Raw genomic sequence first — 14,484 nt, forward strand, 5'->3', positions numbered from 1 at the left:
TCCCTAGACTTGCAATTGCAACCTTAAAGCAGGTGGTTCATTCCCCGCTCCAGGAGAAGTTCATAAATATCTTTGATTTCATGCTCACGCCCTTTTTTACATACCAATATCGCATCTTTCGTCGAGACGATAATCATGTTCTCGAGACCTATCGCAGCGATCGGAATTTCCCTGCCGTCGATAATGCAATGATGCGTATCGATTCCTACGCCGGTTCCGAGTACCGTATTGCCCTTTTCATCTTTTTCTTTCCCGATTTCTCCTAGAGATGCCCAGTTACCTACGTCGTTCCAATCGAACGTTGCCGGAACCATATACACATTGTCCGCTTTTTCGAGAATTCCGTAATCTACTGATAGTTGAGGTAAATTCTTATACTCTTGCGCGATTACCCGGTGTTCGGATTCTTGCCCGAACCCTCGTTCCATTCGGATCAGAGCGTCATAAAGGATCGGCAAATGCTTTTCGATCATCCCAAGGATGGTCGATGCCTTCCAGACGAAAATCCCGCTGTTCCAGTAATGAAAGCCTGTGGTCAGAAACTTTCGTGCCAAATCGGAAGCCGGTTTCTCGATAAACCTCTCCACTTTATAACAGAATTCATTCTGACCGGGGATCACTTGGATATATCCGAAACCCGTTTCCGGCTTGTTGGGAGAAATCCCGATGGTTACGATATGATCTTGTTTCGCCGCTTTTTCGGATGCGATGGCAATGCATTTTTCGAACTCTTCATCGTTTCGAACATAAGCATCAGCCGGAGACGTTACCATAACGGGATCGCGGCCCCGATGAAGCTGGCGAATGGCGGAAAGCCCGATAGAGGCTGCCGTATCTTTGCCTTCGGGCTCAATGATAACATTAGACATGGAAAGGAAGGGAAGTTGATCCTGTACGATATGTTCATACTTCTGTATCGTTACGACATGGATATCCTGAAGGGGAACGAATTTCGCAAAACGGCTTACGGTGGCCTGCAGCATCGATTGGCGATGCGTAATGGAAAGGAATTGCTTGGGGCGTCCCAAGCGACTTTTAGGCCATAACCGTTTGCCGTTGCCGCCTGCCAAGATCAAGATACAATGCAAAGGGATCCCCTCCTTACGATTCAATTTCTCAATTGCTCTCTCCAATAATTTAGAAGATCCTCCATTGTTTGTTCAAAGGCGATTACAGGCTTCCATCCCGTTTTATCCCGGAATTTGGTACAGTCCCCAAGAAGGATCTCTACATCGGAGGGACGCAGACGTTCGGGATCCACTTTAAGCTCAATCTTTACTTCCGAAAACGACAATAGAGTCTGCAGCATTTCGTGAATGGTACAGGCTTCCCCGGATGAGATATTATAAACTTCGCCGGGATCCCCTTTCTCAAGCGCGGCCCAATAAGCTTTCACGACATCGCGGACATCGGTGAAATCTCTCTTGGCCTGCAAGTTTCCAACATAAATCATAGAGGGCTTGGTTCCGAGCTCGATCTGTGCGATCTGCTTGGCAAAATTCGAAGTCACGAAGCTTTCCCCTCTCCGAGGCCCGGTATGGTTAAAGGTTCGAGTCCTTATGATCTTTAATCCATAGCTGTGATAATATTGGTACCCCAGATAATCTTGGGCTACTTTGCTTACGGCATACGGGCTTAACGGCCGGAGCGGGTTCGTCTCCTTGATCGGCGTTTCTTCCGGGTAGACCATTCCGTATTCCTCGCTGGAGCAGGCAATTTGAATTTTGCAGTCGATATCGAACTTTCGCACAGCCTCGAAGATGTTGATCTGGCCAACGGTATTATTAGTCATGGTATCCGTGGGTGAATTCCATGAGGTAGGAACAAAGCTTTGGGCGGCAAGGTGAAAGATGAAATCGGGCCGAATTTCCCGGATCATCTCATTGACGGAATGAGGGTCTTTCAGTTCGCATTCCGCGAGTCTGATATGCGGCAAAAGATGCTCGATGTGGTCCATGCGGCTTCTTAAACGATAACTCCCATACACTTCCGTATCCCCGCGCGACAAAAGGTATTCCCCCAGGTGGCTGCCCGCAAATCCGGTAATTCCGGTAATTAATGCTTTCAAGGGATTGTTCCTCCTCAGAATAATAATGGTTTAACCCTTACCGGCATGCCGACCGAAAATATGATCCAAACGATGAAGGACTCTCGGCCAATCGTACCTTCGCGCGGTTTCCCTTCCTTTGACGGAAATGGATTCCGCGAACTCACGATCGGTCAACACCCGGACAATCCCTTGAGCAACCCCATCCACGTCCCCTTTCTCCACCATGACGCAGTTCTTCTCATGATGGCAAAATTCTTCGTTCCCTTCCGCTCCGGTAACGACCACCGGGGTGCCGCATGCCATCGCTTCAAGAATGGGGAGTCCGAAACCTTCGTGAAACGAAGTTTGGACAAATACGCCGCAATTCGAATACAGCTGCGCAATCGTTCGATCATCGGGACGAAATAAATGATGCCCCGGGATTCCGTAAATGCCGGGATCCTCAAACCCGTACGTATCGAATGATATTTGGGGAAGCTCGCGATAAACGGCCTTAACCGCCTGAACGGTTATGTCGTATCCTTTCAAAGGCTGGCTTTTCCGGCTGCAGGCAACAATTCGGCAAGGGTCATAACCGTCAGTCCGGCTGGGTTTGAACACATCCTGATCGATCGCGATGGAGATGGGGATCGCGTCTCTTTGATAATGTTCCGACAACTGGTTAGCCGTCCAATCCGCAATCGTTAAAATCGGCATCGGTATGTTATAGGTTTGGCGGACTTGATCGCCCATTGCCGGCCAGTGGGGATAATAGCTTTCTTCGATATCCTGCACAAGGTAGAAAGGAATCCCGCATCCGCCCTGCTTCGGATCGCAACAGTTCCATACCACCTGTGCGGTCTTCCACCACGTTGCGACTTTTATTGCATCCATTTTTTTCAACTCATTCGACATAATCGAATAATTGGGAAACTGCCTGATCTTCGTTCTAAGCGGGAACCAATCCGGTTGTCCTCCTAGAGCAAACAAGTGCGTACGGTAACCCAGATCCGCCAGGCGGTCCGCCTGCTCGAATACATTTTTAATGCCTCCGGCCAGAACGGTGGATTCCAGGACATATACAATATCCATCCCCCTAACGGGGCACCCCCTTTCTTCCCATCCAACCCCTATGCTGGATTTAATCAAATGCATTAGTTATTCATATGGCAATTAGGTACTTGGGTAACGGCGTTTGTCCCGAACCGGATAAATCATCGCCTTGCCTATTAGGGCATGTCTGGGTTCTTTCATCATCTTTGGGATAGACGAGTTTCCCCTGTCTATTAGTGGACATATGGTACATCAACTTTTGACAAAGGAGAGTGCTATGATTGACATTAAAAGTCGAGGATAAAACCGATTGTCCCCCGAAGAAGTTTAAGATAAAAATCCCGAAAAAACGAAAAAAGAGAAGGGGATTATCCCTTCTCGAACGGTTTAAGCGGCTGCGCCGGCAGGTTGCCCGAATCTCGAGGTTTCTTCAAAGAAGATTAAACGCACTGGCTGAAGTTTTGCTCGGTCTCCAAGGGGTTACCAATGCCCTCCGCAATGACGTGAATGTCCTTCAAGCAGAAGTCAGCGATTTAACCGAAGAGGAAGATGCCCTGCGAAGCCAGCTTCAAGCCCGAATCGGCACAATTATTACGATCAACACGGATGCCGGAACCATAACCGGAACCTTAACTGCGGTGGGTGAAGACTTCGCGCAAATACTAGAGGCTTCGGGCGCGATCGTGCTGGTTCGATTTGAAAGTATCAATTCGTTTATTTAAACGATCAGAAAGCATAAAATTCTATGTTTTTATACTCATCTGATCGCTCGATACAAACGTATACCAGCCGTCCTGTGGACGGCGGAGCCGTTTTACTTGGAGAGGTTGATACGATGAGAGTACCCTAAAGATCTAAGCGAGGTGAGTTTTAGTGGATTTTGCCGATATACTTGCGACTTTTATCGGTCGAACCGTAGAGGTTTTCCAGACGACGCAATTCCTTTCCGGCCAGCTTGTTGCCGTAACTCCAGGAACATTCACGGTGCAGACCAGTCAAAATATCTATACGCCGTCTACCGTACGAGTAAACGTAGTGATTGAAAATACAGAATTTGTTCGTATTCTTCCGGCTTAATTAACTTCTATGTTCTCTGCCCGCAATAACTCTCGTCTCATCCATCCCGCCCAGCGCTCGTAATTCCCCTGATTTCGTCGCGTGATGCTTGCGTTTCGAATTCTGCGATGATACAGCGCCTTCCGAATGTGCTTCACTGTATACCTGCTTGAAATTCGAATTAGCAGCTGAACGTCTTCGTACAACCTTCCTTGATACGGATCGTGCTCCCACCACCCTCCGAGTTCTTTCAAGATCCGAATCCGATAGCTTCTTGGAGCGAGCGGAGACGCGGAACTCAACAAACGTTCAGGAGTTATCTCGGGCAGAGGCAATTCTATCCGTTTGAAAAGCAGTTGTTTGTTCGATCGTTCAAGCCATTCGTAATGATGTGCATAGAATGCTCCGATATCATCCGATGTCAAAGCTTGTTCCGCAATGACTTCCAGACAGTCGGGAGTCAGCCAGTCATCCGCATCGAGCTCTAACAACCATTTTCCTCTTGCCAAGGACAATGCTTTGTTTAAACAGAAGGCTTTCCCGCGATTTTCTTCGTTTCGGATCAGGATGACACGGGGGTCGATGGCATATGGCTGCAGCTTCTCCCCTGTATCATCCTGAGATCCGTCGTCGATTACGATCAGTTCCCAATCAGTGAACGATTGAATAAGCATGCTGCGTATCGACCACGGCAGATATTCGGCGTTATCGAATGTACACACGACCACAGTAATGATTGGAATTGCCGTCACTGAAACCGTACGCGGAATAGAAGATATTATTGGGTGAATACAGGACCATTCTTCTTTCGATTTCCTCCAGCCAGGGCTGCTGCTAAAATAGCGGGCCTTCCATGACTGAGTACGATATTCGCGCCAAGTCCATGCAGAAGAGAGCCGGTACATCATTTCCAGCAGTACATATTGCTCGAACGGGAGGTTGACGCTTGTCAGAAAACTTCCGGATGCATCAGGCTTGCCGATGTCTTCGCCCGTTTCGCCGATCATTCCCGCGACAGCTTCCCTTCGCCAGACTACCGGCCCCCGCGGTGCGATTGACGATAACGGGAGTACATCGGAAGTTGGCTCGGAGGGCTGAAGGCATATTCCGGCACAATCGTCCGGAAGTTCCTTAAACCAATCCTGCAACTCAGAATGAAATCCATGTTCCAGCTGCTCACCGGCATATAAAGTAATGAAAAACGGCTCGCGAGATGCTTCGATGGCACGGTTCATGATCGCCGCAAAGTTGAGATTCACCGGGATGCTTCTGAAGCCCGAAAATGCGTTTTGAACGCTTATCTCCGTTTGTCGAAGCGCCACGGGATTGAACTCCAGATCCAGAATAAAGACAATCATACGGCACCTCTCAGCAAATGATGCAGGACCGTGTCAATAGATATTTGTATCCTATGTTGCCCTCCGTATAATTGTTCTCGGACTTTTCGCAAGGTTATCGTTTCACCAATCGTTATTATGCTCGCCGAACAGCATTTTGGTGGATAACCGGAGGAATAAATATTAATGCAAATTAGATATGAAAAAAACCCTTACTAGGTAAGGGTTCCGAGGTTTTTGAGGTATGGTGCGGTCGGCGGGATTTGAACCCGCACACCCTATGGGCACTACCCCCTCAAGATAGCGTGTCTGCCGTTCCACCACGACCGCACATTTTGGGAAAGTCGTCCGATCCGGCTTACGCCTTACGGAACTATAAATGGTGAGCCATGAAGGACTCGAACCTTCGACACCCTGATTAAAAGTCAGGTGCTCTACCAACTGAGCTAATGGCTCGCAATGGTGACCCCTAGGGGATTCGAACCCCTGTTACCTCCGTGAAAGGGAGGTGTCTTAACCGCTTGACCAAGGGGCCATTTCCGGTCTGCGATTACCGTAATTTTGCGCTGCCCGTTTCAGACGACAAATATGAGTATATACCAATGAGAGGACGAGTGCAAGCACTTTTTTGAACAAAACACCGGGAATATCGACCATCTGAGCGAATGGGATATCGTCAAAGGGGTAAAATCAAAAAGAGCCCATCAGCGTTAGCTGGCGAGCTCCCTTAAGTCGGCTTATTGAATTTACATGGCGGGGAGAGAGGGATTCGAACCCTCGCACGCATGACACGTCTACTCCCTTAGCAGAGGAGCCCCTTATAGCCACTTGGGTATCTCCCCATGGCTCCCCGAACAGGACTCGAACCTGTGACAACTCGATTAACAGTCGAGTGCTCTACCAACTGAGCTATCAGGGAAAGTTTCAAAAGCGACAAGTAATAATTTATCATGGTTCATGCCCGAAGTCAAGCATTTTTAAATCGCGTTCCGAAATTATCACCCTGGTGCCCGGTTGCTCTCAAGCTCGGGCTGCTGTACTTGCAGCAGCTTAAGCCGGCCGCGGCAACGCCCGCATGCGTATTTATGGGGATCCGCCCGCCGCTTCCTAGGATAGTTCATGCCGCACGCCGTACACAGTAGAAGATATTTAACCGGAAGACTTCTCCTCGCTCCCGGAAGAGGGCGGCAATGCCTCGTGGCGCCGACCTCGACGAGCAATCGCTTGAAGTCGGCATCGCGATGCTGGTATCCTTTGCGCTGCAAATGCAGATGATAATGGCAAAGTTCATGTTTGATAATGGCTTCCGTCTCTTCTGCGCCATGAACGGCTAATTGATGCGGACTAATCTCGATATTATGGCTCTTCGTAAAATATCGGCCTCCGGTCGTTCGGAGCCGTGAATTAAAGGATGCCCGATGCAAGAACGGTCGTCCGAAGAAGGCTAGAGAAACCCGTTCAATCCATTGTTGCAGCTCCTGATCGTTCATTTCCAGACCTCCTTGGTTCCAGTCAAGACATTCTTGGTTCCAGTCAAGACATTCTTGACGTTAGATCAGCTTGACCTACTTGAATTGTAGACTTGGATTGGGCTACACTGTCAAGTAGAAATGGTTGAGGGGAGACCGCGTCGTATGCCTGAAATGTCTTATATTCTTTTGCAGCAGGAGCAAGGCGATCTTCTATTCGTGGAGATGCCCGCTTCCCATGCTTACCAGTTAAGCGCTTTGAATCTTCGCCTTCATAAAGAGCTATCCAAATTAACGGCCGATAATGTACCGAAGCTGCCTAGAGCGATCGCGGAGTTCCGCGCCTTGGATCTGCTGGACGAGAACCAATCTCCGATCGGCGGACTCCATTACGTGAACGAGCTGGAACGGACTTTTGCTTCCATCCGCGAAAGCGCCTACCCGCTCGTGTCGCTGCTTACGGAAATACGCGCCCTCCAAGCGCAATTAGAGCAATGGTACGAAGAAGAGGATATGCTATAAGCATCATTACTCGTTCGGACCTGCACAGTCATCCGCCTAACCCCATATGCTATTCATACAGCATGTGAATGGGAGGAGGACGATTCCGATGCCTCAATGGCTTTGCAACCAACTCATGTCCGCGTTTCAGAAAAAGGATCGCCGGCAAATCCGTCTGTTGAACGATTGCTGGTTTTATTACCGCGCCAAGCCCGAGAAAACCAAAGATAATGCCGGAATCAATCCATGATACCGCGAAAAAAGGATCTTCCTCCCGCCGGAATGGCAGGATTGGAAGATCCTTTTTGGTAAGCGCTTATTGGTTGAATTCGTTCCAGCTGGTCACTTCGTCGACCGTCAAGCGAACGGAAGGATGTCCCTCTTTCGCCGCTTTGCCTATAGCGATCAGCATGATCGGAATATAACGCTCGCTGACTCCGAAAGCTTCTTTGAATTTTGCGGCATCATATCCGCCCATCGGTACCGTATCGTAACCTTTGGCCTTCGCAGCCAGCATCAATTGCATGGACACAAGACCGCCATCCGTGTGTACGATCTTGCGGGCGATTTCATCGGGAAATGAAGAGTACATTCCGACGGAACGCTCGACCATGGCGTTCTTGGTTTCTTCAGGAATGTATCCTGCTTCGAAAGCACGCGTGTAAATCGTATCGAGGAGTTTGTAACCTTCGCGGTCGCCCAGTACGGCGATGACGGCGGAAGCTTCGACGACTTGCTGCTGATTGAATGCGATGGGCAGCAATTTCTCCTTCAGTTCCGGAGAATCGATGACTAGAAAACGCCAAGGCTGCACGTTGGAAGAGGAGGGAGCAAGGATGGCTTCTCCAAGCAGTTCCTTCATTTCTTCCTTGGAAATCTTGAACGTCGGATCGTAACTTCTTACGGAGCGGCGACCACGCATGACTGCTTCGAAAGACGGACTTTGCAAAGATTGCGACGTAGACATTGATAATTCCTCCATTCGGATGATCGTGTAACTGAGGCAATTTTTTCACAGTTTATCGCGTAAAAAGAACTGCAATTCTAAACGCATCACGCCAATAAAGACAGTTAATACATTTAGAATTTCTAACAACTGTTTCGATATTCGCACAGTAAAAGAGAAATAAAAAACCATTTAACTGTTACTGATATTGCACAGTATATGACCAACAAAAAGAAATGTCAATCCCCGGAAATTCCGATTTCCGCGTGCGTGCTTCCCGTACAATTATGAGCGCGCTCAGCAATTTGACCTACGGTATAGCGGTTCAGAACCTCAAGCAAGGAGTGGTCCATCGCGGTTGTAATGTCGTTGAAAATAGCGTTCATTTCCTTGCCGAACGTGTGAGAGCCCGTCGTTTCTTTAATCCCGAGACAAAGCGGATCGCTTACCTGGAGAACGGTATACACTTCTGACAACGTAATCGTATAAGGGTCTCTGCGCAGCCGATAACCTCCGTCGCGGCCTTCCCGGGTATCCAGAATGCCTCCCTTGACGAGGGTGGCGAGGATCCGTCGCAGCAGCGTCGCTTCCGATTGAAGGAGGACGGCTAATTCCGCGCTCGGGCACGTCTTAACGTTGTCCTTCGATAAAATGACTAGCGCTTGAAGCGCTAATCCAAACCATTTGGGATGATGGGATCCGATGCATTTTTCCGGCTTCATTTTATCGCCTCCGATTGCTTGAATTGTATCGAAATCCGGACGCTAGGGCAAGAGGTAATTGTAAGCGTTGAACAAATAAAAGCCCGAGACGGAATATTCCTCTCGGACTTCGAAAACGATATTAAGGCTGGCGCATCGTCAAGCTGACGCGGCCTTTCTTGAGATCGGAGCCCAGCACCCATACCGTCACGGTATCGCCTACGGCGACGACTTCCGTTGGATGCTTGACGAACTTGTTGCTGATCTGGGAGATGTGCACGAGACCGTCGTTCTTGATCCCGATATCGACGAACGCGCCGAAATCGACTACATTGCGAACCGTTCCCTTAAGCTCCATCCCCGGCTTCAAATCCTCTATATCCAATACGTCCGTATGGAAGATCGGAGGAGGCAGCTCGTCGCGGGGATCCCGTCCCGGCCGCTGCAAGCTATCCACGATATCGCGCAGGGTCGGCACGCCGACTTCAAGACGCGCGGATATTTCTTCCAATCGAACTTCCTTCAGTTTTAACTTAAGCGGTTCCGAACCGATATCGTTAAGGTTCAAGCCCAAATCCTTGAACAGACGGCCGACGACTTCATAGGATTCAGGATGAATCGGCGTGCGATCCAGCGGGTTCTTGCCGTCCGAGATGCGCAAGAACCCGGCGCATTGTTCGTAAGCTTTCGCGCCCAAACGCGGAACTTTCTGCAATTGCTTCCGTTCGACGAACTTGCCCGTTTCTTCGCGGAGCTTCACGATATTCTTAGCCATCGTGGCATTGATTCCCGATACGTAGGAGAGCAGCGACGGGGAAGCCGTATTTACGTCCACGCCGACATGGTTAACCGCCGATTCCACGACGCCGGACAGGCTTTCGTCCAGCCTTTTCTGCGTGACGTCGTGCTGGTATTGACCGACTCCGATCGCTTTGGGCTCGATCTTGACGAGCTCCGCAAGCGGATCCTGCAATCGTCTTGCTATGGAAACCGCGCTGCGCTCGGATACGTCCAGGTCGGGGAATTCCTCTGCCGCAAGCTTGGAAGCGGAATATACGCTTGCGCCCGCTTCGTTTACGATCAAGTACTGCAGATTACGTTCCGGCAAAGCATGGATAATCCCGACGACGAATTGCTCCGTCTCGCGGGAGCCCGTGCCGTTGCCGATGACGATCAGTTGGATTCCGTATTGATTGATCAACCTGCGGAATACGACCTCCGCCTCCGCTTTCTTGTTGTGCGGAGGGGTCGGATACGTAACGGCAACCTCCATAAGCTTGCCCGTATCGTCCACGACGGCCAGCTTGCACCCCGTCCGGTAAGCAGGATCGACGCCTAGTACCACTCGCCCCTTAACCGGAGGCTGAAGCAATAGATTACGCAGGTTCTCGGAGAAGATGCCGATGGCATGCTCCTCCGCCTTCTCCGTCAGTTCGCCGCGCAGCTCGCGTTCGATTGATGGAGAGATCAGCCGCTTATAGGCATCTTCGGCGGCGGCAGCCAACACGTCGCGCGTAATGGACGGCCCCTTCAAAGTCCTTCTATTCAACTCTTCTACGATCCGATCGACGGGCACGTCGATGGACACTCCCAGCACGTCTTCGCGTTCGCCGCGATTCATCGCTAGAACCCGGTGAGGCGGCAAGCGCTTGACCGGCTCCGAATATTTGTAATACATCTCGTAGACGGATTCCGCCTCGGCATCTTTGGCTTTGCTATGTAGAACTCCTTGATCCCACGTGAACTTCCGCACCCAACGCCGAATATCAGCATCGTCGGCAAGTCCTTCCGCCACGATATCGGAAGCGCCTTGAATGGCTTCCTCCGGAGTTTGGACACCCTTGTCTTCATTGACGTATTTCGAAGCTTCGGCAAGAAGATCGCCATGCCGCGGCTGCGAGAGCAACCATTGGGACAAAGGCTCCAAGCCGCGCTCCTTGGCGACGCTGGCGCGAGTCTTCCTCTTCTGCCGGTAAGGACGATATAAATCCTCCACTTCCTGCAGCTTAGCCGATTTTTCAATGGCGGCTTGCAGCTCCGGAGTCAGCTTTCCCTGCTCGTCGATCAGGCGGATGACCTCGCTTTTGCGGTCCTCTAGTCCTTTCAAATACGTTCGGCGATCGTCTATGGCGCGAAGCTGCACCTCGTCCAGCTCGCCCGTCATTTCTTTGCGGTATCTGGCGATAAAAGGAATCGTATTGCCGTCATCGAGCAGAGCGGCTACCGTTCTTACTTGACCCAGGCTAATCCCCAGCTCCGCGGCGATTTGCTTAACCATTCTCTCCCGCACGTTCGTTACCGTCGTCGTCTCGTTGCCCACGCTCATGAATAAGTGCCTCCCGTTGCTTGTACATTCTATTATTATGTAGTCCATGGCAACGAGAAATCAAGCTTGGAGTAAAAACAAAGGTTATCCCTAAGGTCTGGATTGACCTTTGGAATAACCTCGAAGTCTTCATGTCGCAGCTTCCGTTCCCTGGTAAAGCTTAAAACCCTTCGCTTCCAGTTTCGCGGACATTTCCAGGAGAATGATTCCGCTTATTTGGGTTCCAAGCTCCACGGTCTCTCCCGGAGGCTGGCTCCAATCCGGACCGAATAACGTTCTGGCTTCGTCCCTGCCTTCGTTCCATAAAGACACCGCATTACGCAAGAGTACATCGGCCAGCTTAGGGAATCGTGACGGGTAATCCGCCGCCATGTTCGCAGCGTACCGGACGAGAATCCCCTTGAACAGTCCCCCGTCGCCCTTTCCTTCGTTAGGCAGCAAAGCGGTTTCCTTATTCGTCAATCTATCGATGGCAGTGTTAGCGGTCCTCTCGGCATCGAAAAGATAAAATTCGTTCCCCGTCGTCCGGTAAAGCTCGTGCGCCGCTCCGATGAATACGCCCTGGCAATAGGTGAATTCCCAATCCTTATCGATGACTCCTTCGCCTGTGCGGTTTATCCCGTCCCAGACGAAGCCGCTATCCGGATCGACCAAAGTCCTTTTTTGCCAATCGTAGATTTTAAGCGCCCACTTCAGGTACTCCCCTTTCCCGAAAGAGCGGTGCATGCGGGCGGCCAAGATGATCGCCGGAGCGTTAGCCGGCGTATTCTTGTAATCGAGCTGGCTTTTCTGCCAAGCGATTCCTCCGCCCATGTGATCGTTCCAGCCGGTCTTGATGTCTTCCCAGAGCACGAGTGCCGCTTGCTTGTATTTCTCCTCGTTCGTTGCTTCGTAAGCCCTTAGCCAAGCGATCGCCATCCATTCCATATCGTCATACAGCGAATTCGGCCAAGCTCCGCCATTGCGCTTCAGCAAACCTTCGTACAATTCGGCCAACGTATCGCTATAAAGGGAATTTCCCGTTCTATTTAATCCGTCTACCAACGCCTCTACGGCGTGCGCCATCCACCAATAATGGAAAATCGTATTGCAAGCGCCTCCCGGACATGGCGTTTCGATATTGTACATGCCGATCTCCGGGTTCCAGAAGCGATCGCGAAGAGCTTTTTGCGCGTGATCCGCCCATGTTGACCCTATCCGTAAGTTCATTCCGCTCCGCTCGCTTTCCTCATGATTTCTTATCTTTTAACCTTTTACGCCGCTAAAGGCGATCCCTTGCACGAAATACCGTTGAAGCAGGATAAACAAAATCAGAATGGGTAAAATCGCGACAAGCGCGCCGGCCATCATCGGGCCGAAATCGGTCTGATGGTTATAGGAAAATGCTTGCAAACCCATCTGAATCGTATGCTTTAGCGGGTCGTTCAACACGATCATCGGCCACAGGAACGAGTTCCAGCCCGCTTGGAAGGTAAAGATTCCGAGCGTGGCGAGCGCCGGTTTCGTCAGCGGAAGGTAGATACGCAGGAAAATACGGAATTCTCCGGCTCCCTCGATTCGCGCCATCTCCATCATGTCGCTAGGCAGAGTCAAGAAAAACTGCCGCATGAAGAAGACGGCGAACGTGCCCGACGCGCCCGGAAGAATGATCGCCCAGAACGAATTCAGCAGACCGCTGCCTCCGGAACCCGACCAGTCGTTACCTCCTAGAAATGGCAAATGCATGAGAACATAGAAGCTTGGAATCATGGTCACGACGCCCGGAATCATCATGGAAGCCAGAAGGATGCGAAAGATCGGTTTATTGAGGCGAAAAGGCAATTTCGCGAAAGCATACCCGCCAAGCGATCCGAAGAACAGATTCGTTAATACTCCCATGAACGCGAGATAGAAGGAGTTACCGAAATATCTCATAAAAGGAACCGTCGTAAACGCATCCGTATAATGCTCCAAGGTAAACCTGGATGGCAGCCATTGGATCGGAAACGCGAAGATTTCGTTGTCCGGCTTGAGCGAGGTCAATACGCTCCACAAGAACGGCAGGAACATGGCAAGCGACACCATGGCAGCCACGATGTAGAAAGCGGTCGCACGGAGCGTCCGAGCAAATACGGGCTTGCTGGAATAGGTAGATTTCATAACCGTTCACCGCTTTCTATACGATAGGCTCTTCCGCCTTGGACAGCCTCATATTGATTAATGAGAAAACCAGAATAGCTATTGCCAGAACAAATGCTTGCGAAGAAGCGTAACCCATTTGCAGCTGATTGAAGCCTTGTTGGTAGATTAGGTATACCGGAGTCTTCGTCGCGTTGGCCGGTCCTCCCTGGGTAAGAACGAAAGCTTGATCGAATAGTTGGAGAGCGCCGATAATGGACATCGTGCTCACCAGGAACGTTGTCGGTCGAAGCTGCGGCCAAGTGATGAAACGAAACCTTTGCATCGCGTTCGCTCCGTCAAGCTTCGCGGATTCGTACAAGTAATCGGGAACCCCTTGCAGCCCCGCGAGGTAAATTACCATGTTCGATCCAACGGACTGCCATAACGTTACCATGATAATAGAGGTCATAGCCGTATCCGACTCCGCCAACCATGCGGGTCCCGTCACGCCGAAATAACTTAGAAAGCCGTTAAGCAAACCGTATTCGGGGTGCAGGATCCATAACCATACGGTTGCTGCAGCTACTGCCGATGTCAGTGTCGGCAAATAATTCAGCGTACGGAACGCCTTGACTCCGAGCCAGGCTTTATTGAGCAGTAACGCGATGAGCAGGGAAGTTATGATATTAAGAGGAACGAAGATTACCGTGTAATAGAGTACGTTGCGAAAGGTTTGCCATAACAGGTTGTCGGCAATGAGCTTCCGATAGTTGTCCAGGCCGACCCAGTCCATTCTGCTCAACACGTCGTAATTCGTGAAGCTTAGATAAAAGGCCATGAACACCGGAATGACGGTGAAGACGGCGAACAGCAGAATGGTCGGAGAAATAAAGAGATAAGCCATTCGAGCTTGATGAGCGTTCAGCTTGCGGGATCGAAACATCCGTCTACCATCCTTCCTTTGCC

15 protein-coding genes and 5 tRNA genes are annotated in these 14,484 nt (G+C 50.5%); 4 read left to right on the top strand and 16 right to left on the bottom strand.

Features of this window, described 5'->3' with window-relative positions; genetic code table 11:
• Positions 1-23 precede the first annotated feature (23 nt).
• From E2980_RS09805 to E2980_RS09815, 3 genes are read right to left on the bottom strand one after another with little or no spacing between them, the layout of a single operon-like run.
• Complete coding sequence (locus E2980_RS09805) at positions 24-1,088, bottom strand: mannose-1-phosphate guanylyltransferase (protein WP_167747057.1); 1,065 nt, start codon at positions 1,086-1,088, stop codon at positions 24-26.
• 20 nt (positions 1,089-1,108) lie between these two features.
• Positions 1,109-2,068 (bottom strand): GDP-mannose 4,6-dehydratase, encoded by a 960-nt coding sequence (locus E2980_RS09810; RefSeq protein ID WP_135152008.1) that lies wholly within the window; start codon positions 2,066-2,068, stop codon positions 1,109-1,111.
• A 30-nt stretch (positions 2,069-2,098) separates the two neighbouring features.
• Complete coding sequence (locus E2980_RS09815; RefSeq protein WP_135152009.1) at positions 2,099-3,121, bottom strand: glycosyltransferase family 4 protein; 1,023 nt, start codon at positions 3,119-3,121, stop codon at positions 2,099-2,101.
• Between the two features lie 242 nt (positions 3,122-3,363).
• Here E2980_RS09815 and E2980_RS09820 point away from each other — a divergent pair, with 242 nt between their 5' ends.
• Together E2980_RS09820 and E2980_RS09825 are read left to right on the top strand one after the other, a co-directional pair.
• Positions 3,364-3,804: a DUF2642 domain-containing protein gene (locus tag E2980_RS09820; protein WP_135152010.1), complete on the top strand. Its 441-nt coding sequence runs from the start codon at positions 3,364-3,366 to the stop codon at positions 3,802-3,804.
• Positions 3,805-3,955: 151 nt separating this feature from the next.
• Positions 3,956-4,159, top strand: coding sequence for a hypothetical protein (locus E2980_RS09825; RefSeq protein WP_135152011.1), 204 nt, complete (start codon positions 3,956-3,958; stop codon positions 4,157-4,159).
• Here E2980_RS09825 and E2980_RS09830 read toward each other — a convergent pair.
• The 7 genes from E2980_RS09830 to E2980_RS09860 form a co-directional block, all read right to left on the bottom strand.
• The gene (locus E2980_RS09830; RefSeq protein ID WP_135152012.1) at positions 4,156-5,496 is read right to left on the bottom strand and encodes a glycosyltransferase family 2 protein; all 1,341 of its coding nucleotides are present in this window, start codon (positions 5,494-5,496) and stop codon (positions 4,156-4,158) included. The two genes, E2980_RS09825 and E2980_RS09830, sit on opposite strands and share 4 nt — an antisense overlap.
• A gap of 224 nt (positions 5,497-5,720) precedes the next feature.
• A tRNA-Leu gene (locus tag E2980_RS09835) sits at positions 5,721-5,805 on the bottom strand.
• A gap of 50 nt (positions 5,806-5,855) precedes the next feature.
• A tRNA-Lys gene (locus E2980_RS09840) sits at positions 5,856-5,931 on the bottom strand.
• Between the two features lie 4 nt (positions 5,932-5,935).
• Positions 5,936-6,010, bottom strand: a tRNA-Glu gene (locus E2980_RS09845).
• A 216-nt stretch (positions 6,011-6,226) separates the two neighbouring features.
• A tRNA-Ser gene (locus tag E2980_RS09850) sits at positions 6,227-6,317 on the bottom strand.
• A 1-nt stretch (position 6,318) separates the two neighbouring features.
• A tRNA-Asn gene (locus E2980_RS09855) sits at positions 6,319-6,394 on the bottom strand.
• A 79-nt stretch (positions 6,395-6,473) separates the two neighbouring features.
• The gene (locus tag E2980_RS09860) at positions 6,474-6,965 is read right to left on the bottom strand and encodes a SprT family protein (RefSeq protein WP_135152013.1); all 492 of its coding nucleotides are present in this window, start codon (positions 6,963-6,965) and stop codon (positions 6,474-6,476) included.
• 144 nt (positions 6,966-7,109) lie between these two features.
• Here E2980_RS09860 and E2980_RS09865 point away from each other — a divergent pair, with 144 nt between their 5' ends.
• Positions 7,110-7,466 carry a hydrolase/acyltransferase gene (locus E2980_RS09865; RefSeq protein WP_135152014.1) on the top strand — a complete coding sequence of 119 codons (357 nt, stop codon included), beginning with the start codon at positions 7,110-7,112 and terminating at the stop codon, positions 7,464-7,466.
• Positions 7,467-7,554: 88 nt separating this feature from the next.
• Positions 7,555-7,695, top strand: coding sequence for a cortex morphogenetic protein CmpA (gene cmpA / locus E2980_RS09870; protein WP_135152015.1), 141 nt, complete (start codon positions 7,555-7,557; stop codon positions 7,693-7,695).
• Positions 7,696-7,761: 66 nt separating this feature from the next.
• Here the strand turns inward: cmpA and E2980_RS09875 are convergent, their stop codons facing one another.
• The 6 genes from E2980_RS09875 to E2980_RS09900 form a co-directional block, all read right to left on the bottom strand.
• Positions 7,762-8,412, bottom strand: coding sequence for a nitroreductase family protein (locus E2980_RS09875; RefSeq protein WP_135152016.1), 651 nt, complete (start codon positions 8,410-8,412; stop codon positions 7,762-7,764).
• Positions 8,413-8,630: 218 nt separating this feature from the next.
• On the bottom strand, positions 8,631-9,113 hold the full coding sequence (locus E2980_RS09880; RefSeq protein ID WP_135152017.1) for an RrF2 family transcriptional regulator: 483 nt from the start codon (positions 9,111-9,113) through the stop codon (positions 8,631-8,633).
• Between the two features lie 121 nt (positions 9,114-9,234).
• Positions 9,235-11,418: a Tex family protein gene (locus E2980_RS09885; RefSeq protein WP_135152018.1), complete on the bottom strand. Its 2,184-nt coding sequence runs from the start codon at positions 11,416-11,418 to the stop codon at positions 9,235-9,237.
• Positions 11,419-11,547: 129 nt separating this feature from the next.
• Positions 11,548-12,627, bottom strand: coding sequence for a glycoside hydrolase family 76 protein (locus tag E2980_RS09890; RefSeq protein WP_135152019.1), 1,080 nt, complete (start codon positions 12,625-12,627; stop codon positions 11,548-11,550).
• 36 nt (positions 12,628-12,663) lie between these two features.
• Positions 12,664-13,557 carry a carbohydrate ABC transporter permease gene (locus E2980_RS09895; RefSeq protein ID WP_135152020.1) on the bottom strand — a complete coding sequence of 298 codons (894 nt, stop codon included), beginning with the start codon at positions 13,555-13,557 and terminating at the stop codon, positions 12,664-12,666.
• 16 nt (positions 13,558-13,573) lie between these two features.
• Complete coding sequence (locus E2980_RS09900) at positions 13,574-14,461, bottom strand: carbohydrate ABC transporter permease (protein ID WP_135152021.1); 888 nt, start codon at positions 14,459-14,461, stop codon at positions 13,574-13,576.
• Positions 14,462-14,484 lie beyond the last annotated feature (23 nt).

It is taken from the genome of Cohnella luojiensis (assembly GCF_004564235.1).
Taxonomy (GTDB): domain Bacteria; phylum Bacillota; class Bacilli; order Paenibacillales; family Paenibacillaceae; genus Cohnella; species Cohnella luojiensis.